General features: G+C 65.8%; 14 protein-coding genes and 1 pseudogene. 13 read left to right on the forward strand and 2 right to left on the reverse strand.

Translation table 11 applies throughout. The features are described 5' to 3' along the window. Positions 1-211: 211 nt before the first annotated feature. The 8 genes and pseudogenes from LQG66_RS01375 to LQG66_RS01410 all read left to right on the forward strand — a co-directional run bounded on the left by LQG66_RS01375 (position 212) and on the right by LQG66_RS01410 (position 8,869). Positions 212-1,273: an ABC transporter ATP-binding protein gene (locus tag LQG66_RS01375; RefSeq protein WP_231322581.1), complete on the forward strand. Its 1,062-nt coding sequence runs from the start codon at positions 212-214 to the stop codon at positions 1,271-1,273. Between the two features lie 66 nt (positions 1,274-1,339). Next, complete coding sequence (locus LQG66_RS01380) at positions 1,340-2,662, forward strand: ABC transporter substrate-binding protein (RefSeq protein WP_231322584.1); 1,323 nt, start codon at positions 1,340-1,342, stop codon at positions 2,660-2,662. Between the two features lie 222 nt (positions 2,663-2,884). Further along, a complete protein-coding gene (locus LQG66_RS01385) occupies positions 2,885-3,841 on the forward strand; it encodes a carbohydrate ABC transporter permease (protein WP_231322587.1) in 957 nt (318 codons plus the stop codon). After that, positions 3,838-4,746 (forward strand): carbohydrate ABC transporter permease, encoded by a 909-nt coding sequence (locus LQG66_RS01390; protein WP_231322590.1) that lies wholly within the window; start codon positions 3,838-3,840, stop codon positions 4,744-4,746. Before LQG66_RS01385 ends, LQG66_RS01390 begins: the two co-directional genes overlap by 4 nt. Positions 4,747-5,011: 265 nt before the next feature. Beyond that, the gene (denD, locus tag LQG66_RS01395) at positions 5,012-5,995 is read left to right on the forward strand and encodes a D-erythronate dehydrogenase (RefSeq protein WP_231322592.1); all 984 of its coding nucleotides are present in this window, start codon (positions 5,012-5,014) and stop codon (positions 5,993-5,995) included. A 31-nt stretch (positions 5,996-6,026) separates the two neighbouring features. After that, entirely contained in the window at positions 6,027-7,196 is a 1,170-nt protein-coding gene (locus LQG66_RS01400) for an acetyl-CoA acetyltransferase (protein ID WP_231322594.1), read from the forward strand. A 250-nt stretch (positions 7,197-7,446) separates the two neighbouring features. Next, positions 7,447-7,596 (forward strand): annotated as a pseudogene (locus tag LQG66_RS01405) (VOC family protein); the annotation flags it as partial. 169 nt (positions 7,597-7,765) lie between these two features. Then, the gene (locus tag LQG66_RS01410; RefSeq protein WP_231322596.1) at positions 7,766-8,869 is read left to right on the forward strand and encodes a catalase family protein; all 1,104 of its coding nucleotides are present in this window, start codon (positions 7,766-7,768) and stop codon (positions 8,867-8,869) included. Between the two features lie 8 nt (positions 8,870-8,877). Here LQG66_RS01410 and LQG66_RS01415 read toward each other — a convergent pair whose 3' ends face one another. Further along, positions 8,878-11,937, reverse strand: coding sequence for an ATP-binding protein (locus LQG66_RS01415; protein WP_231322599.1), 3,060 nt, complete (start codon positions 11,935-11,937; stop codon positions 8,878-8,880). A 193-nt stretch (positions 11,938-12,130) separates the two neighbouring features. On the opposite strand from LQG66_RS01415, the gene LQG66_RS01420 reads away from it, so the two are divergent. The 4 genes from LQG66_RS01420 (at position 12,131) to LQG66_RS01435 (ending at position 15,126) form a co-directional block, all read left to right on the forward strand. Continuing rightward, entirely contained in the window at positions 12,131-14,137 is a 2,007-nt protein-coding gene (locus LQG66_RS01420; RefSeq protein WP_231322601.1) for a PatA/PatG family cyanobactin maturation protease, read from the forward strand. Between the two features lie 52 nt (positions 14,138-14,189). After that, a complete protein-coding gene (locus LQG66_RS01425; RefSeq protein WP_231322604.1) occupies positions 14,190-14,405 on the forward strand; it encodes a hypothetical protein in 216 nt (71 codons plus the stop codon). Between the two features lie 78 nt (positions 14,406-14,483). Continuing rightward, on the forward strand, positions 14,484-14,654 hold the full coding sequence (locus LQG66_RS01430) for a hypothetical protein (protein WP_231322607.1): 171 nt from the start codon (positions 14,484-14,486) through the stop codon (positions 14,652-14,654). 298 nt (positions 14,655-14,952) lie between these two features. After that, positions 14,953-15,126 carry a hypothetical protein gene (locus tag LQG66_RS01435; RefSeq protein ID WP_231322610.1) on the forward strand — a complete coding sequence of 58 codons (174 nt, stop codon included), beginning with the start codon at positions 14,953-14,955 and terminating at the stop codon, positions 15,124-15,126. Positions 15,127-15,378: 252 nt separating this feature from the next. Here LQG66_RS01435 and LQG66_RS01440 read toward each other — a convergent pair whose 3' ends face one another. Further along, positions 15,379-15,942, reverse strand: coding sequence for a DinB family protein (locus LQG66_RS01440; RefSeq protein WP_231322613.1), 564 nt, complete (start codon positions 15,940-15,942; stop codon positions 15,379-15,381). Between the two features lie 169 nt (positions 15,943-16,111). Between LQG66_RS01440 and ybaL the strand changes: the two genes are divergently transcribed. Further along, a complete protein-coding gene (gene ybaL / locus LQG66_RS01445) occupies positions 16,112-17,854 on the forward strand; it encodes a YbaL family putative K(+) efflux transporter (protein ID WP_231322616.1) in 1,743 nt (580 codons plus the stop codon). Positions 17,855-17,979: the final 125 nt, after the last annotated feature.

The raw sequence follows: 17,979 nt of genomic DNA on the forward strand, positions 1-17,979 counted from the left end.
CGGTTGCTAAGCGAAGCATTGCGGAAGAGATCCAAACTGCCGACAATGTGTTCGGAGCTGGTCCCAGTTCCGCAAGCGGCAAGAACGACAAAAAACAAGAACAAGACAGCAAGAGCAGACAACGACAAGCGGCCACCAAAAACGGCCGAGAACAACGGTCAGGATGCCGCCGACATGCAGCCAGCGCTGTCGGTCATTGAGGAGGAAATTGATGTCGTCGGTGCAAATTCGCGACGTGCGCAAATCGTTCGGCGGATTCGAGGTCCTGCACGGCGTGACGATTCCGATCGAGGACGGCGAGTTCGTCGTGCTGGTCGGGCCGTCCGGCTGCGGCAAGTCGACGCTGCTGCGCATGCTCGCCGGGCTCGAGAACATCACTGCTGGAACGATCTCGATCGGCGAGCGCGTGGTCAACAACGTGCAGCCGAAAGAGCGCGACATCGCGATGGTGTTCCAGAACTACGCGCTCTATCCGCACATGACGGTCGCCGACAACATGGGCTTCTCGCTCAAGCTGCGCGGCGCCAGGCCCGAAGACATCAAGAGGGGCGTGGCGCGCGCGGCGGAAATCCTCGCGTTGACGCCACTGCTCGACCGTTATCCGCGCCAGCTCTCCGGCGGCCAGCGTCAGCGCGTGGCGATGGGCCGCGCCATCGTGCGCGATCCGCAGGTGTTCCTGTTCGACGAGCCGTTGTCGAACCTCGACGCAAAGCTGCGCGTCGCGATGCGCACCGAGATCAAGGAGCTGCATCAGCGGCTCAAGACGACCACGGTCTACGTCACCCACGACCAGATCGAGGCCATGACCATGGCCGACAAGATCGTGGTGATGCATGACGGCATCGTCGAGCAGATGGGCTCGCCGCTCGATCTCTACGACAAGCCGGACAATCAGTTCGTGGCCGGCTTCATCGGCTCGCCCGCGATGAACTTCCTCAATGGCCATCTGAAGTCCAACGGCTCGGTCTATGTCGAGACCGAGAACGGTGCCAAGCTGCCGATCCTCACCGCACCGGCTGCGTCCGACGGCCGCCCCGTCGTCTACGGCGTGCGGCCCGAGCATCTCGAGCTCGCCGATGACGGCATCGAGGCCGAGGTCGTCGTGGTCGAGCCGACCGGCTCGGAGACCCAGATCGTCGCTCGCATCGGCACCCAGGACATCATCGCAGTGTTCCGCGATCGCCACGAGGTCAATCCCGGCGAGAAGATCCATTTGCGCCCACGCGCGTCGGCGGCGCATCTGTTCGACAAGGATAGCGGCCGGAGGCTCTGATCCGGCCGTCGACGCAAGAATACAACAAACAAAACAAGCAAAATATTCAACGGGAGAAAACTTCAGATGACTCATTTCCCCACTGACCGACGGTCTCTGCTCAAGGGCGGCGCGACCTTGCTGGCGGCTGCGGCAACGATGTCGGCCGAGGACCTGCTCGGCTACGCCAAGGCCTGGGCGCAGACCTCGCCGTTCAAGCCGGAGCCCGGCGCCAAGATCAACATGATGCGCTGGAAGCGCTTCGTCGAGGCCGAGGACGTGGCCTTCATGAAGATCGTCGACGCCTTCCAGAAAGCCAACAACGTCACGATCAACATCTCCAACGAATCCTATGACGACGTCCAGCCCAAGGCCTCGGTGGCGGCCAATACGGGGCAGGGGCTCGACATGGTGTGGGGCCTCTACACGCTGCCGTTCCTGTTCTCCAACAAGTGCGTCGACATGACCGACGTCGCCGACTACCTCGGCAAGAAGTGCGGCGGCTGGAGCGACTCGGGCAAGGCCTATGGCATGCTCGACGGCAAGTGGATCGGCATTCCCGTGGCGGCCACCGGCGGCCTGGTCAATTACCGCATCTCGGCGGCCGAGAAGGCAGGCTTCAAGCAGTTCCCGAAGGATCTCGCCGGCCTCTCCGAGTTCTTCAAGGCGATGAACAAGAACGGCACCCCGGGCGGCATGGCGCTGGGCCACGCCTCGGGCGACGCCAATGGCTGGGTGCACTGGGCGCTGTGGGCGCATGGCGGCAACCTGATCGACAAGGACAACAAGGTCGTCATCAACTCGCCGGAGACCGCCAAGGCGCTCGAATACGTCAAGGGCTTGTACGACAACTTCGTGCCGGGCACGGCATCGTGGAACGACAGCTCCAACAACAAGGCGTTCCTGGCCGGCCAGCTCTATGCGACCGTCAACGGCATTTCGATCTACGTCACCGCCAAGAAGGAGGCGCCGCAGATCGCCGAGGACATGAACCACGCGCATCTGCCGCCCGGCCTCGACGGCAAGACCCGCGAGATGCATCTCGGCTTCCCGATCCTGGTCTTCAACTTCTCGAAGTATCCGCAGACCTGCAAGGCGTTCACCGCGTTCATGCTGGAGCCGGAGCAGTTCAATCCGTGGATCGAAGCGGCGCAGGGCTACCTGTCTCACTTCCTGAAGGCTTACGACGCCAACCCGATCTGGACGGTCGATCCGAAGAACACGCCGTATCGCGAGGTCGCCGCAACCGCGACCACGCCGGCCGGCGTCGGCAAGCTCGGCGAGGCGGCTGCGGCCGCGATCGCGGATTTCGTCCTGGTCGACATGTTCGCGAACTACTGCACCGGACGCGAGGACGTGAAGACGGCGATGGCGAGCGCGGAGCGCTCGGCCAAGCGCATCTTCCGCTGAGGCGAGGACGGCTGGCGCGTGAGAGAGCGCCGGTCGTCATCGCCGTAGGGTGGGCAAAGGCGCGCCGAGATCGACGCGAGTGATCGTGATGTCTCCCGCGCCGTGCCCACCGAGGATCGGTCGCACACCTGGCGGTGGGCACGGCCCTCGGCACGATGCATGCATCGTGCCGAGGGCCTTTGCCCACCCTACGGATCCGTCGCGAAGGGAGCTGCTCGAAGAATGAGTACCATTCAGACCTCGTTGCCCGCACGTGCGGCCGCTATCGGCGAGCCATCCCTGTGGGTACGCCTTTCGACCAACCGCAACGTGATCGCGCTGTGGTTCATGCTGCCCGCGGCGGCCTTCCTGATCCTGTTCTTGGCCTATCCGCTCGGCTTGGGCGTCTGGATGAGCTTCACCGACGAGAAGATCGGCCGCAGCGGCGTCTTCGTCGGGCTCGAGAACTACGAATGGCTGTGGGACGACTCGATCTTCTGGCTGTCGGTGTTCAACACGCTGCTCTACACGATCGTGGCGAGCGCCATCAAATTCGCGATCGGCCTCTATCTCGCGCTGCTGTTGAACCGGCATATGCCGTTCAAGGCGATGATCCGCGCGATCGTGCTGATCCCCTTCATCGTGCCGACCGTGCTGTCGGCGATCGCGTTCTGGTGGATCTATGACGCGCAGTTCTCGATCATCTCCTGGTCGCTGACCAAGCTCGGGTTGATCAGTCACAACATCAATTTCCTCGGCGACACCAGCTGGGCGCGCGCTTCCGTCATCATCGCCAACATCTGGCGCGGCGTGCCCTTCGTCGCGATCACGCTGTTGGCCGGTCTGCAGACGGTGTCGCCCTCGCTCTACGAGGCCGCGACCTTGGACGGCGCCACCAGCTGGCAGCGATTCCGCTACATCACCTATCCGCTGCTGACCCCGATCATCGCGGTCGTCATGACGTTCTCGGTGCTCTTCACCTTCACCGACTTCCAGCTGATCTGGGCGCTGACCCGCGGCGGCCCCGTCAACGCCACCCACCTGATGGCGACCTTGAGCTATCAGCGCGGCATCATCTCGGGGAGGCTCGGCGAGGGCGCCGCGATCGCCACCGCGATGATCCCGTTCCTGATGGCCGCGATCGCGATCTCCTGGTTCGGCATGCAACGGCGCAAATGGCAGCAAGGATCAGATCAATGACCGACACCACGCTGCACACAAAGGCGCCCACCACGGCCGGCACCGACGAATCCGAGGGCATGAGCTACCTGGAGTCGTTGCCGCGGCGGCTGATCACGCTCTATCTGCCGCTGTTCATCATCCTCGTGGTGCTGCTGTTCCCGTTCTACTGGATGGGCCTGACGTCGATCAAACCCGACGAGCAGCTGATCGACATGGAGAAGTACAACCCGTTCTGGGTGGTGCATCCGACCTTCAAGCACATCTCCAAGCTGCTGTTCGAGACGCAGTATCCGCGTTGGCTGTGGAACACGATGTATGTCGCGGTCGGCGCCACCACGCTGTCGATCTTCGCTTCCGTGCTCGCGGCCTATGCCATCGTGCGACTGCGCTTCAAGGGCGCCGACACGGTGGGTGTGCTGATCTTCTTCGCCTATCTGGTGCCGCCGTCGATCCTGTTCATCCCGCTGGCCTCGGTGATCCAGGCCTACGGCCTGTTCGACTCGCCGCTGTCCTTGATCCTGGTCTATCCGACGCTTCTGATCCCGTTCTCGACCTGGCTGCTGATGGGCTATTTCAAGACGATTCCCTTCGAGCTCGAGGAATGCGCCCTGATCGACGGCGCCAGCCGCTGGCAGATCCTGGTCAAGATCGTGGTGCCCTTGGCGATCCCCGGCCTGATCTCGGCCTTCATCTTCTCGTTCACCTTGTGCTGGAACGAGTTCATCTACGCGCTGACCTTCCTGCAGTCGACGCCGAACAAGACGGTGCCGGTCGCGATCGTCAACGAGTTCGTCGACGGCGACATCTACAAATGGGGATCGCTGATGGCCGGCGCCCTGGTCGGCTCGCTGCCGCTCGTGATCCTTTACGCCTTCTTCGTCGAGCATTATGTGTCGGCCATGACCGGCGCGGTGAAGGAGTAGGCGGGCTCTCGAGTGATTTCGACGTTGCCGCACGGGTAGTGCACCCTCTCCCCTTGTGGGAGAGAGTGGCGCCGAAGGCGCCGGGTGAGGGGTCTCTCTCCGCGAAGACGGAGTTTGTGGGACCAACCCCTCACCCGTGTGCGTGTGCGGCACCGGCGGTGATGCCCTCTCCCGCAGGGGGAGAGGGCGCAGTAATGTGGACCGCGGGCGCAGCGCCGATCATCGCGGCTGACGTGATCAAACAAAAAGAAACAAGGAGCATCCCTTGCATATTCTCGTTCTCGGCGCCGCCGGCATGGTCGGGCGCAAACTGGTCGAGCGTCTCGTTCGCGACGGCCGCCTCGGCAACAGCGCCATCACCCGCATGACCTTGCAGGACATCGTGGCGCCGGCCAAGCCCGACACGAGCATCGCGGTCGAGACCGTCGCCGGCGATTTTGCCGTCGCGGGCTTTGCCGAGAAGCTGGTCGCCGCGCGTCCCGACGTGATCTTCCATCTCGCCGCGATCGTCTCGGGCGAGGCCGAGTTCGATTTCGATAAGGGCTACCGCATCAATCTTGACGGCACGCGGATGCTGTTCGACGCGGTCAGGCTGATCGGCGACGGCTACAAGCCGCGGCTGGTCTTCACCTCCTCGATCGCGGTGTTCGGCGCGCCGTTCCCCGATGCCATCGGCGACGAGTTCGTCAATGCGCCGCTGCTCAGCTACGGCACCCAGAAGGCGATCGGCGAGCTGCTGCTGGCCGACTACAGCCGCCGCGGCTTCTTCGACGGCGTCGGCATCCGCCTGCCGACCATCTGCATCCGCCCCGGCGCCCCCAACAAGGCGGCCTCCGGCTTCTTCTCCAACATCCTGCGCGAGCCGCTGGCCGGCAAGGAGGCCGTGCTGCCGGTGTCCGAGGACGTCCGCCACTGGCACGCGACGCCGCGCTCGGCCGTCGGCTTCCTGCTGCACGCCGCGACCATGGACACGGGCAAGATCGGCCCGCGCCGCAACCTCACCATGCCCGGCCTGTCGGCGACCGTCGGCGAGCAGATCGCGGCGCTCAAGCGCGTCGCCGGCGACGCCGTCGCCGCCCGCATCCGCCGCGAGCCCGATCCGTTCATCGTCGGCATCGTCGCCGGCTGGCCGCGGAACTTCGAGGCCAAGCGGGCCCGCGAGCTCGGCTTCACCACCGAGGAAAAGACCTTCGACGACATCATCCGGATTCACATCGAGGACGAACTCGGTGGTAAGTTCGTGGCCTAAAGACGCCGCGCGCAAATTTGGGAGAGACATCATGACAGCCAGCATCGTCGGATGGGCGCACACGCCGTTTGGGAAGTTCGACGCCGAGACCGTGGAAAGCCTTGTGGTCAAGGTCGCCAACGAAGCGCTCGCCGACGCCGGCATTACGGCCGGCGACGTTGATGAGATCGTGCTCGGCCATTTCAACGCCGGCTTCTCGCCGCAGGACTTCACCGCCTCGCTGGTGCTGCAGGCCGACCCCGCCTTGCGCTTCAAGCCGGCGACCCGGGTCGAGAACGCCTGCGCCACCGGCTCGGCCGCCGTGCATCAGGGTATCCGCGCCATCGCCGCCGGCGCCGCGAAAATCGTGCTCGTCGTCGGCGTCGAGCAGATGACGCGCACGCCTTCGGCCGAGATCGGCAAGAACCTGCTCAAGGCCTCCTATCTGCCGGAGGACGGCGACACGGTCGGCGGCTTCGCCGGTGTGTTCGGCAAGATCGCGCAGGGCTATTTCCAGAAGTATGGCGACCAGTCGGATGCGCTGGCGCTGATCGCGGCCAAGAACCACAAGAACGGCGTCGCCAATCCCTATGCGCAGATGCGCAAGGATTTCGGCTTCGAGTTCTGCCGCTCCGAGAGCGAGAAGAATCCTTACGTCGCCGGCCCCCTGAAGCGCACTGACTGCTCGCTGGTGTCGGACGGCGCCGCGGCGCTGGTGCTGGCCGACAGCGAGACCGCCAAGTCGTTCGCCAAGGCGGTGAACGTTCGCGCCACGGCGCATGCGCAGGATTTCCTGCCGATGTCCAAGCGCGACATCCTGGCCTTCGAAGGCTGCACCGTGGCCTGGCAGCGCGCGCTGGAGAAGGCCGGCGTCACCTTGTCCGATCTCTCCTTCGTCGAGACCCATGACTGCTTCACGGTCGCCGAATTGATCGAGTACGAGGCGATGGGCCTGACCCCGAAGGGGCAGGGCGCCCGCGCCATCAAGGAAGGCTGGACGCTCAAGGACGGCAAGCTGCCGGTCAATCCGTCCGGCGGCCTCAAGGCCAAGGGCCACCCGATCGGCGCCACCGGCGTCTCGATGCATGTGATGACGGCGATGCAGCTCACCGGCACCGCGCCCGAGGGCATGCAACTGCCCAACGCCAAGCTCGGCGGCATCTTTAACATGGGTGGCGCGGCTGTCGCCAACTACGTGTCGATCCTGGAGCCGGCGAAGTAGCGCGTCGTTTCAGCAGAGATCTATCCTTCGTCATTGCGAGCGAAGCGACGCAATCTAGAGCCAGGCGCGCGACTCTGGATTGCTTCGTCGCGTTGCTCCTCGCAATGACGGTGATGGGCTACGTGCCGAGCGCCATCGCGTAACCCGGATGAGCGAAGCGACATCCGGGTTCATCGCGGCATTTCGTGTGACCCCGGATATCGCTTCGCTCATCCGGGCTAGGGTCGCGCCTGATGTCGTGACGTCCTCGTCGGCGGCCGATCTGACCGCGGCGCTCCGGCGTGCGGCCGCCGCTCATGGCGATCACGAGGCGCGCCTCGGCGGCCACGATCAGAACTGGCCGGACTGGTATGCCGACTACATCACCCGCGAGCAGACGGGCAAGCCGCCGCCGTGTTGAGCGGCGGTTGCCGCGCGCAATGACCGGTGATGTGCTCAACGCATCGAGCGGAGGCGAGCATATGCTCGCTTCGCAGGTTGCGCGCGAACCGGGCATGCTTCTACACTGGATCCGCCGCGAGGCCCGCGCCAGCATTCTCGGATGCGGCTCGTGGACGGAGGTCAGTGCCATGTCACGTGATCGTCAGTCCGATCCCTATCTTCGTTACGACCCCTCCATCGAACAGGCGCTGCCGGACGAGACGGAGGTGACGCAGGCGATCCTGGAGTCGATCGCGCGGACCAACGTCGCAAGCTTCAAAGCTCACAACCATGGCATCCGCCAGCAACACGCCAAAGGACAGGGCTATCTGAAAGGCGAGCTGACCGTCCATGACGGCCTGCCGGACCATCTCCGGCAGGGCCTGTTCGCCACTCCCGGCAGCTATCCGATCATCGTCCGGCTCTCCACCGCCTTTGGCGACATTCGCAGCGACCGCATCCGCGTGCCGCGCGGCATGGCCATCAAGGTTCTCGGCATCACTGGCGCGAAGGCGCTGCCCGAGGACAGTTCGGCCAACCAGGACTTCCTCCTCGTCAATCACAAGAGCTATTTCTCCGATGCACGCGCCTATCTGACGGCGCAGCGCAGCTTCGAGCTGCAGCCGAGCACGCCGGACATCGCGCTCCGCGCGATCGGTCTGATCTCTCGCGGCGTGGTGCGGCTGTTTGCCAAGCCTCGCGGCCATGCGCTCCTGATGGTCGCCAGGGCGCTCGGCGACGACGGCAACAACATCCTCGGCGAGCGATATTATTCCCAGGCGGCACTCAGGTTCGGCGACTACGTCGCAAGACTCTGCGCCAATCCGGTCTCTCCTGCACTCCGCAGCCTGGCAGGTCAGCCGTGCCATGACGGCGACCATGCCGTGTTGGACGCGGTGACCGCATTCTTCAGGGCGAATGCGGCGGAGTATCAGATCTGCGCGCAACTCGGCACCGATCTGGCACGGACGCCGGTCGAGGACGCGTCGATCGACTGGCCGGAAGACGTCGCGCCGGCGCAGGCGCTCGGCAGCATTCGGCTGCCAGCCCAGATTGCCGACAGCCCGGCACGCCGAGCCTATGCCGATGACGTGCTGTCGTTCGACCCGTGGCGCTGTCTGGCCGCGCATCGCCCGCTCGGCTCGATCATGCGCGTGCGGCGAGACGCCTATCGGCTGTCGCGCACGTTCCGCGACGAGAAGAACGGCCAGCGCCTGCGCGAGCCCGCCGACATCTCCGAGTTTCCGGATTGAGGGCGCCGTCAGGACATCTGCACCGGGCCGCGGCCGGCCAGCAGCGGCGCGGATCGCAAGGGATCGTCGGGCGCGAGCGAGGCCGCCAAGGCGAAAGTGACGGAGTTCGAGCGCTGGCGCCATCGGTCCGCCTTCGCAGCCTCGCCGACGCCTGCATAGAAGTCTGCGATGGCGTCGTAGACGCGCCAGGCGGCAAGCGGCAACTGCGCGCGGCGGATGATCGCGTGAGCCTGGGCGAGATGGTGCCTGGCAGCCTTGGTGTCGCCCGTCCGCGATGAGATCCTGGCCAGCGCCCAATGGGCGAGCGCAAGAAAGGGCCGATCGGGGGCGGCGCGGGTCGCCTCGCGGAGCCGGGTGGCCGAGTTGCGCGCCTGTTCGAGATCTCCGGCCGCGATCGCGTAGTCGCAAAGGCACAGCAGATATTGCGGAACAACGAGCGACTCCATCGGCGCATGCGCTAGCACCATGCGCCGTTCGATCGCGTCCAGATGTTGGCGAGCCGAGGCGAGATCGCCCAGCCCGGTATGGGCCCTTGCCAGAAGGGTCCTGCCGACGAAGAAGGTGAAGGGGTTTGCCTCGACCTGGGCGTCGAGCGCGTTCTGCCCGGAGCGCGCAGCGCTTTCGAAATCCTGTGCTTCCGCCTGCAGCCAGCCGATCGTGACCTGGCTCAGAGCGCTCGCCTGCGGGTTCACGTTCCGCTCGGACATCGCTAGCGCGGCGGCGACGCTGCTGCGCAGTCTGCCCCATTGGCCGGAATAGAGCAGGGCGAAAGCTTCGACGGTGTTGTACAGAACGTACAGATAGACGTCGCCGACGACACGGGTCAACTCCTTGCCTTCGGCCGTCGCAGTGCAGCAGGCCTGGTAGTTCGATTCCAGATACTCGAGCACCATGTTCAAGGCGCAGCGCCGCAGGCGCATGCTGAGGTCGGTGGCGCCGGCCATCGATGCCGCGGCCCGGCGGCAGAATTCGGCATCGTTCTTGTCCCAGCCGCACAGCATCAGCCGGAGATTGGCGGCGTTGCCCTGGACCAGGGCGCGAAACGTGGGATCGTCGATGGCCTGGCTCTTGGCCAGCGCCTGGTCGGCGTATGGCAGGCATTGCCGGCGGTCGACGTAGAGACAGAACCGGCTGAGATCGACCAGCGCGTTGACCTCCTCGCGCAGCAGCCCGTTCTCCGCCGCATGGGCCACCACGGCTTGGAGATCTGCGATCGAACGGACGAAGTCGCCGCCGGCACGCCAGGCCCAGGCCCGCTGCAGCAGCAGCTTCAGGCGTGCGCCGACCTGAGCGCTCTCCGGCAGCAGCGGCACGAGACCGAGCGCCCGGGTCAGATAGGTTGCCGCGTCACGGCTGCTGAACCGGCGCGCCGAGCTTTCGGCGGCCGCCGCGAGATAGTGGATCGCCTTTACGAAGTCGCGACCGAGCTCGAAATGCAAGGCGAGCGCCGCGGCCACCTCTTGAGCCTTGGCGTCGTAGCCGCGTTCGAGGCTGGCGCCGAGCCGCGCATGCGTGTTCATGCGGCGGGCCGGTGCAAGCCGCTGGTAGAGGATCTCCTGATACAGCGCGTGCTGGAACGTGTAGCGGCCGGACACCGCGCCATTCGGCCATTCCGCCATGCCGGCGCCGGCGATGACGCGGCCGGCTTTCACCAGATCTTCGCATAGCTGCTCGACCTCGAGCACGGTGCGCTCCTGCGCGCCCGCGACGTGAAGCGCGGAGAACTCGGCGCCGGCCGCGCTCGCGACTTCGAGCAGGCCGCGCTCCTCGGTGCCGAGGTGATCGATCTGTCGGAGGATCATGCCTTCGAGGTCGCGCGGCAGGCTCTCGCGTGACATCGCCTCGACGCTGCCCAGCCGCCACTGTCCGGCGGTCTCGATGATCGCACCCTCGGCGACAAGGTGATCAACCAGCGAGACCACGAACAGCGGTTGTCCGGCCGTGCGCGCGAAGATCCGCTCCGAGAGCTCCCGCGCGAGTGCAGGTGAATCGAAGCGCATCAGCAGATAGCGTTCGGTTTCCGCCTGCGACAGCCGGTCGAGGGCGATCTCGGTGCTCTGGCCGTGGATCTGCAGATCCTCGTGCACGGAGCGGATCGGATGGCCTGCGACCGCGACCTCCATGGGCCGGTAGGTGGCGAGCACCAGGATGGCGGCCCGGCGATCGCGCCGCGCCAGTCGTGACAGAACGTCCACGGTCGCAAAATCGCTCCAGTGCAGGTCCTCCAGAATGATGGTCCAGGGCCGCTGGGTGCTGAGGCTCTCCATCAGATCGGCGAATTCGAGCAGCATGCGCTCCCGCGTCGCGCCGAAGATCTCCTGTTGAACGCCGGCGCGGTCGTCTTCGCCGAGAATGCCGGGCATCTGCGCCAGCCAGGTCGGCGCCAACTGCCGGAGCGACTTGAGCAGATCCGCGCCGTCGGGCCCGCGGCATCGCTCGTGCAGCGCTTCGATCAGCGGCAGCAGCGCCTCGCGGGTTCCGAATAGCTCGTTGCAGGCACAGTGCAGCACGGCAAGGCGGCTTTGCTGCATGCGCTCGAGGGCCATCTGCACCAGCGTGGTCTTGCCGATTCCGGCCTCGCCGGTGATGAAGACGATCTGGCGCTGGCCGGCCACCGCTTTCTGCAGCGCGCGGTCGATCCCATCGAGCGCTGGCGCGCGCCCGACGCGCCAGACGCGACGCCGCTCCGGGGTGTCGTCCGGCACGGCTGAATCCGCGGCGAGTGTCGCCGCTTCGGCGGCCACCGTTTCGGCCACACCGACCGGCGCTATGAAGCGGTATCCGCGGCGGGGCACGGTCTCGATGTAGTGCGGTGTCTGCCGGTCATCACTGAGCGCGGCGCGGAGCGTGTTCATCGCCACGGAGAGGCTGGACTCGCTGACATGCAGACCGGCCCACACCGCGTCGAGCAGATGGTCTTTCGTGACGAGCTCGCCGGCGTGTTCGACGAGATGGCAGAGCACCTCGAACGGCTTCGGCGCGAGCAAGACGCGATCAGTTCCCCGCCACAGCAGGGCATTGGCCCGATCGAGCCTGAATTCGCCGAAGGTGAGCTGCCTTGCTTTCACATGCAACCTCCCGTTGCCCGATCTTAAGAGAAGCCTCAGCGAAATGTAAGGACATCCTAAGGACGTCCGGCCGGCGGGGGCCCTAGCATCGTCAGTGCAAGTCCAAGGGCAAGACAAGACCATCGTCCTGCCGGTGATCCATTCGACGCCGCCGTAGCTGCCCTGAGTCAATCGTTCAGCGGAGACATGTCCCGTGCACAACGCCGAAGCATACGCACATCTCGGCCAGGGTGATGACCGCATCTGCATTGCGGTGCTCGACGGGCCGGTCGACATGACGCATCCCTGTTTTGCGGGTGCGCAGGTCACGGTCGTGAATGCCCTGCTGCCGCCGGGCGAGGCGTGCGGGCCGGCGCTGGCGCATGGCACGCACGTCGCCAGCATCATCTTCGGCCAGCCGGGCTCGGACGTCGAAGGCGTCGCGCCGCGCTGCCGCGGTCTCTTCATCCCCGTCTTCGCATCCGATCGGCGAAACGATCATCTCGGCTGCTCTCAGCTCGATCTCGCCCGGGCGATTCTGCTGGCCGCCGAAAATGGTGCGCACGTGATCAACATCAGCGGCGGAGAACTGACGCGGTCGGGTGAGCCTGCGCCGGTATTGGCCCAGGCGATCGAGACCTGCGCCAGGCGCAACATCCTGATCGTGGCAGCCGCCGGCAATGATGGCTGCGATTGCCTGCATGTTCCTGCCGCGGCCCGCTCGGTGCTCGCGGTCGGCGCAATGGACCCGGCAGGCGCACCGCTTTCATCAAGCAACTGGGGTGAAGCCTACCGCACCCAGGGAATTCTCGCACCCGGCGCCGATGTGCTGGGGGCGGTGCCCGGTGGCGGCACCACGCGCAAGAGCGGCACCAGCTTCGCTGCGCCTTTTGTCTCCGGACTGGTCGGCCTGCTCGCGAGCCGGCAGGTCGCGCACGGCGAAAGCCCGAACCCGCAGGCGATCCGTGCCGCCGTCCTGCAGAACGCAACGCCATGCGTGCCAACGGACTCCACCGACTGCCGCAGATCACTGGCCGGAGTCCTCGATATCGATGCGGCCATCAGGGCCATCACAGAGGGAGACGACGCGATGACGGAAGATGCAATGGAATTCGGCGAGGCGACGCAGTCCTCGCTGCAGGAGACCTTCGTGCCGGTGCAAGTGGAGCCGAGCATGCAGCGGGCCGGCGGTGGCGTGCATATGTCGGAAGACGCACCGTCATCTGCCGCTGCTGACGTGCTCGCACCATCGGCGGTCGCGGCCCGTGGTGTGATGCCGGCGCGGTCGACGCCGCGGGGCGGCGGAGTTGTACCCTCATGCGGCGGCGGCAAGTGCAGCTGCGGTGGCGGTGGTGGGGGCTGCGGTTGCGGCGGCGGCCAGCAGGCACCCGCGCTCGTGTTTGCGCTCGGCCAGCTCGACTATGAGTTCGCCAGCGAAGCCCGGCGCGACACCTTCATCCAGCATATGCCGGCGGGTGCCAACCAGCCCGAGCTTCATGCCAACATGATCGCCTATCTCCGCTCGAACGACTTCCAGTTCGAAGCGGCGTCGCTGACCTGGCTCTTGAAGCTGGACCAGACGCCGATCTACGCGATCCAGCCGGCGGGCCCGTTTGCGAACCAGATCTACGAGTTCCTGGTCAGCACGCTGGCGGATCAGCTGCCGAAGCAGAACGATCCGGATGCCGTGGTCGAATTGGTCTCGGTGCCCGGGATCATCGCCGGCAGCATGCGGCTTCGTTCGGGGCAGGTCGTTCCGGTGGTCGTCCCGCGCGCGCTCGGCATGTTCGCCTGGTCGTCGAAGGCCCTGGTCGAGCGGGTGATGGGGCCGCGTCCGGACGAGGCCGCGGCACGGAGCGCGTTCGACGCGCAGACGCAGGCGATCAGGACCTTCATCTTCCGCGTCTACTACGACCTGCGCAATCTCGGCCTCACCGGCGAGGACCGCGCCCTCAATTTCTCGGCGACCAACCTGGTGCAGTCGCTCGAGGCGCACAAGCGGGTCACCTCGGAATACGAGCTCGACACGATCTGCGTCGAGCGAAGCCCGATCTGCCGCGTCGATTCCGAATGCTACGACGTGAAGCTGTGCTTCTTCAATCCGAAGAACGTCCTGGAGTCGGACCAGGTGATCAAGCTGACCGTCGACGTCACCGACAGCATGCCGGTGAGCATCGGCCCGGCCCGCGGCTGGGCCCAGCGCGACTGCCGCCCGCGCTGACGCAAATTCCACCATCTATCACTGACCACAAGCAAGCAGAGGAGAGACGACGATGAGATTGCCCAGCCAGACCATCCCTGTGACGCGAAACCTCGGCATGGACCGCCTGTCCGGCGGCCTGCAGCCGTCGGACTGCCCCTGGTACAAGGCTGCGGCCTGCGCCGCCGCAGTCGGACTGTGCGCCGACACCTGCCTCGTCGGCCCGGAAGCCTGCATTGCCTGCTTCGCGGCGCTCGGCCAGACCTCCTGCGTCGACTGCCTGTCCTGACAGACGGCGTCGCAACCCTGATCGCCAATTCCGCGGCCGACACGTCGGCCGCGCCTGTCCCAGCAACGGAGAGAAGCCATGAGACTGCCCACCCAAGCTGCACCGGTCACGAGAACACCGGCCACCACGATGTTCGTTCCGCACCTCGCCGCGTCTGACAAAGACACCGCGGCCTGCAAGATCGCCTGCAACCGCTTGCCCGAGCCGGCACGATCGATGTGCAAGTCGCAATGCGACTGGCCGAACTGATCGCGGCGCATGCGCCACGATACCCGTAGCGGGAGCGGGTGCTGTGTCAACGCGGCCGGAAGTCCCGCACCGGTCACAACAGGAAAGGATCGTCAGATGAGACTGCCCAATCAGAGTAAGCCCGTAGACCGGCAACTGCCACAGTCTGCGACGCCGAAGCCCCAGATCCAGCCGTCTTGGTGTTTTGGTAAAATCAACACACCGTTGGGCTCCTTCTGCATCTTCGAATGGTGACGGCAGAGGTCCGGCCGTCACCGGCTAGCGTGGTCTTCGATTAACCATCCAAAGGAGAATGCCGATGAAACTCCCGATCCAGAACACCCCGGTTCAAAGAAGCGGCAACACCGTTGCCGTGGATTTTGGATCCCGGGTCACGCCGTCGCTTGATTTGAAGCAGTTGTGTGCGGCCGGCTGCAAGGTTTTGCCCGCACCGATGCAGGCCGCCTGCATGGAGGTTTGCAGCAGGCTGTGACGGAGCTGGCGCACGCGCGTCGGCTTGTCGCGTACCCGCCAGCTTGTGGGCGGTCCGGCGTGCGTGGGCTCCGTCCTGCACTCGCCGGGCCGCTCATATGCGCCTGGTCCTGCAAGCTGCGTATGTTTTGCTGCGCGGTCCAGAGAACGTCGCCCAGCTCGGCGCACTCAGAGTGAGATGGTGGGCACGGCGCCATTGTGATCGCCCGTGAGGAGACAGCCAAGCATCGCCTTCGCCCACCCTATGGCCCGATCAGCTCCGCCACACCTTCTCCTCGCTGAAGCCGAGCGCGCTGAACTCGCTGGCTCGCAAGGCCGCATCGTCGGCCGGGAAGAACTCGTCCAGCTGCGGCGGCTTGACGGAGGTGCTCGACAGCATCGCATGGGCCTGGCCGCGATGATGGATGTCGTGCTGAAACAGATGCAGCAGCAGGCGGTCGCAGCGTTCGTTCTGCACCCTTGTCTCGCGGTTGATCCGCACGGTGTCGTCGAGCCGCGCCGGCGTCAGCGCCTCGCAGAACGAAATCAGGCGGCGGTCCATCGCGCCCTGCGCCTTGACGAGGTCGGGCAGGCGCGGGAACGGGATCTGATCCTGCCACGCCATCGGGCCGAGCCAGCCGCCCTCCAGCGCATCGATGTAGAACAGGTCGATGATGTAGATGTGGTTCAGCGTCTTCTGCAGGCTCGGGAAGAAACCCGCGCGGTCGGCGCCGAATTCCTCGGCGCTGAGCTGGCCGCAGGCGGTCAGCAGGCGGTGATTGGCCCACGCATTGTTGTAGGCGAAGGCGCGAAACGGCTGGACGAGATCGGCGGGCATTGGCTGGCGGTCCCCGTGCTGTCGACGCCGATCATACGGAACCCGCGCGATCATTCATCATGGATTCGACGTACCGCCGAAGGTTCCACAGCTTGTCTGTCTGAAACCGCCGGAACTCTGCCTCACTTGGTCGCGGTGCATCGGCGCCCGACCTGTGCAAGAAGTTCAGATGCCGCACGACACACCTCTCATCGCGACCATCGTCGCAGGCCTCGGCCTTGCCTTCGTCTTCGGAGCCCTGGCGCAGCGGTTCCGTTTTCCGCCGCTGGTCGGCTATCTCCTCGCCGGCGTCGCCGTCGGCCCGTTCACGCCCGGCTTCGTCGCCGACCAGGCGCTGGCGACCGAGCTCGCCGAGCTCGGCATCATCCTCCTGATGTTCGGCGTCGGCCTGCATTTCTCGCTCAAGGACCTGATGTCGGTGCGCGCCATCGCCGTGCCCGGCGCGATCGTACAGATCGCCGCCGCCACCTTGATGGGCATGGCGCTGGGCTGGATGATGGGCTGGTCGATCGGCGCGGGCCTCGTGTTCGGTCTCGCTCTGTCGGTCGCCAGCACCGTGGTGCTGCTGCGCGCGATGCAGGAGCGGCGGCTGATGGACACCGAGCGCGGCCGCATCGCCGTCGGCTGGCTGATCGTCGAAGATCTCGCGATGGTGCTGGCGCTGGTGCTGATCCCGGCCTTCGCCAGCCTCTCCAACGGCAATGGCGAGGCGCTCACCGCCGACCCGCTCGCCGCCTGGTTCGGCCTCGGTCTGACCGGCGTGCTGCTGCTGACCTTCGTCAAGATCGGCGTGTTCATGGCGCTGATGCTGGTGGTCGGCCGGCGGCTGATCCCGTGGATCCTGCACTACATCGCCCACACCGGCTCGCGCGAGCTGTTTCGCCTGGCGGTGCTGGCGATCGCGCTCGGCGTCGCCTTCGGCTCGACCAAGCTGTTCGGCGTGTCGCTCGCGCTTGGCGCCTTCTTCGCCGGCATGATGCTCGGCGAGTCGCCGCTGAGCCAGCGCGCCGCGCAGGAATCGCTGCCGTTGCGCGACGCCTTCGCCGTGCTGTTCTTCGTCTCGGCGGGCATGCTGTTCGATCCGGCGAGCATCATGCGCGAGCCCTGGCCGCTGCTCGCGACGCTGTTCATCATCATCTTCGGCAAATCAGCCGCGGCGTTCCTGATCGTCGTTGCCTTCCGCCATCCGGTCTCGACCGCACTGACGATTTCGGCCAGCCTCGCCCAGATCGGCGAATTCTCCTTCATCCTGGCCGAGCTTGGCGGCGCCTCGAATCTTCTTCCCAAGGCGGGCCGCGACCTGATCCTGGCCGGCGCCATCATCTCGATCATGCTCAATCCGCTGCTGTTCGCGGCGCTCGACTGGCTGCTGTCGCGGCTGGAGCAACGCCGTGCCGATCCATCCGCGCCGGCCGCGCCGCCGCCGGCCGACATCCCGGTGACGCGGCTGAGCGACCACACCATCGTCGTCGGCTATGGCCGCGTGGGGCGCCTCGTCGGCGAGGCCCTGCAGCAGCGCGGGCACGTCTTCCTCGCCGTGGAGACGTCGGACGACATCCTGAAGCAGCTCAGAAGCGCCGGCGTCGAGACCATCATCGGCAACGCGGCGCGCAGCAACGTGCTGCGCGCCACCAATCCAACGGCTGCGCATGCGCTCGTCATCGCCATTCCCGAAGCGTTCGAAGCGGGACAGATCGTCGAGCAGGCACGCAGTGCCAATCCTGCTTTGCGCATCGTCGCGCGGGCGCATTCGGATGCCGAGGTCGATCATCTCAAATCGCTGGGGGCGGATGTCGTCATCATGGGCGAACGGGAGATCGCGCGCGGCATGATCGAGGAGCTCGACCGGCGGCCGCCGGATGCCGCGCCTGAACTGGTGCCGCAGCGGGCGGCGTTGAGTGTTCAGGGGTGAACTGATCGCGCCGCCGAGACCGTCACGTACCGGCACAGAGCCGGGCCTCATGGTTTGAGACGCGCCGCTCCTCGGAGGGCTCGCCTGGATGAGCCTGCTGATGCTCGCGGCGCTCCTCACCATGA

Source organism: Bradyrhizobium ontarionense (assembly GCF_021088345.1).
In the GTDB taxonomy this organism is placed as follows: Bacteria; Pseudomonadota; Alphaproteobacteria; order Rhizobiales; family Xanthobacteraceae; genus Bradyrhizobium; species Bradyrhizobium ontarionense.

What these genes read in the sequence shown, in the direction of transcription:
- LQG66_RS01375 (WP_231322581.1), top strand. Translation starts at nt 212, where the DNA reads ATGTCGTCGGTGCAAATTCGCGACGTGCGCAAATCGTTCGGCGGATTC.
- LQG66_RS01380 (WP_231322584.1), top strand. Translation starts at nt 1,340, where the DNA reads ATGACTCATTTCCCCACTGACCGACGGTCTCTGCTCAAGGGCGGCGCG.
- LQG66_RS01385 (WP_231322587.1), top strand. Translation starts at nt 2,885, where the DNA reads ATGAGTACCATTCAGACCTCGTTGCCCGCACGTGCGGCCGCTATCGGC.
- LQG66_RS01390 (WP_231322590.1), top strand. Translation starts at nt 3,838, where the DNA reads ATGACCGACACCACGCTGCACACAAAGGCGCCCACCACGGCCGGCACC.
- LQG66_RS01400 (WP_231322594.1), top strand. Translation starts at nt 6,027, where the DNA reads ATGACAGCCAGCATCGTCGGATGGGCGCACACGCCGTTTGGGAAGTTC.
- LQG66_RS01410 (WP_231322596.1), top strand. Translation starts at nt 7,766, where the DNA reads ATGTCACGTGATCGTCAGTCCGATCCCTATCTTCGTTACGACCCCTCC.
- LQG66_RS01425 (WP_231322604.1), top strand. Translation starts at nt 14,190, where the DNA reads ATGAGATTGCCCAGCCAGACCATCCCTGTGACGCGAAACCTCGGCATG.
- LQG66_RS01430 (WP_231322607.1), top strand. Translation starts at nt 14,484, where the DNA reads ATGAGACTGCCCACCCAAGCTGCACCGGTCACGAGAACACCGGCCACC.
- LQG66_RS01435 (WP_231322610.1), top strand. Translation starts at nt 14,953, where the DNA reads ATGAAACTCCCGATCCAGAACACCCCGGTTCAAAGAAGCGGCAACACC.
- LQG66_RS01440 (WP_231322613.1), bottom strand. Translation starts at nt 15,942, where the DNA reads ATGCCCGCCGATCTCGTCCAGCCGTTTCGCGCCTTCGCCTACAACAAT.
- ybaL (WP_231322616.1), top strand. Translation starts at nt 16,112, where the DNA reads ATGCCGCACGACACACCTCTCATCGCGACCATCGTCGCAGGCCTCGGC.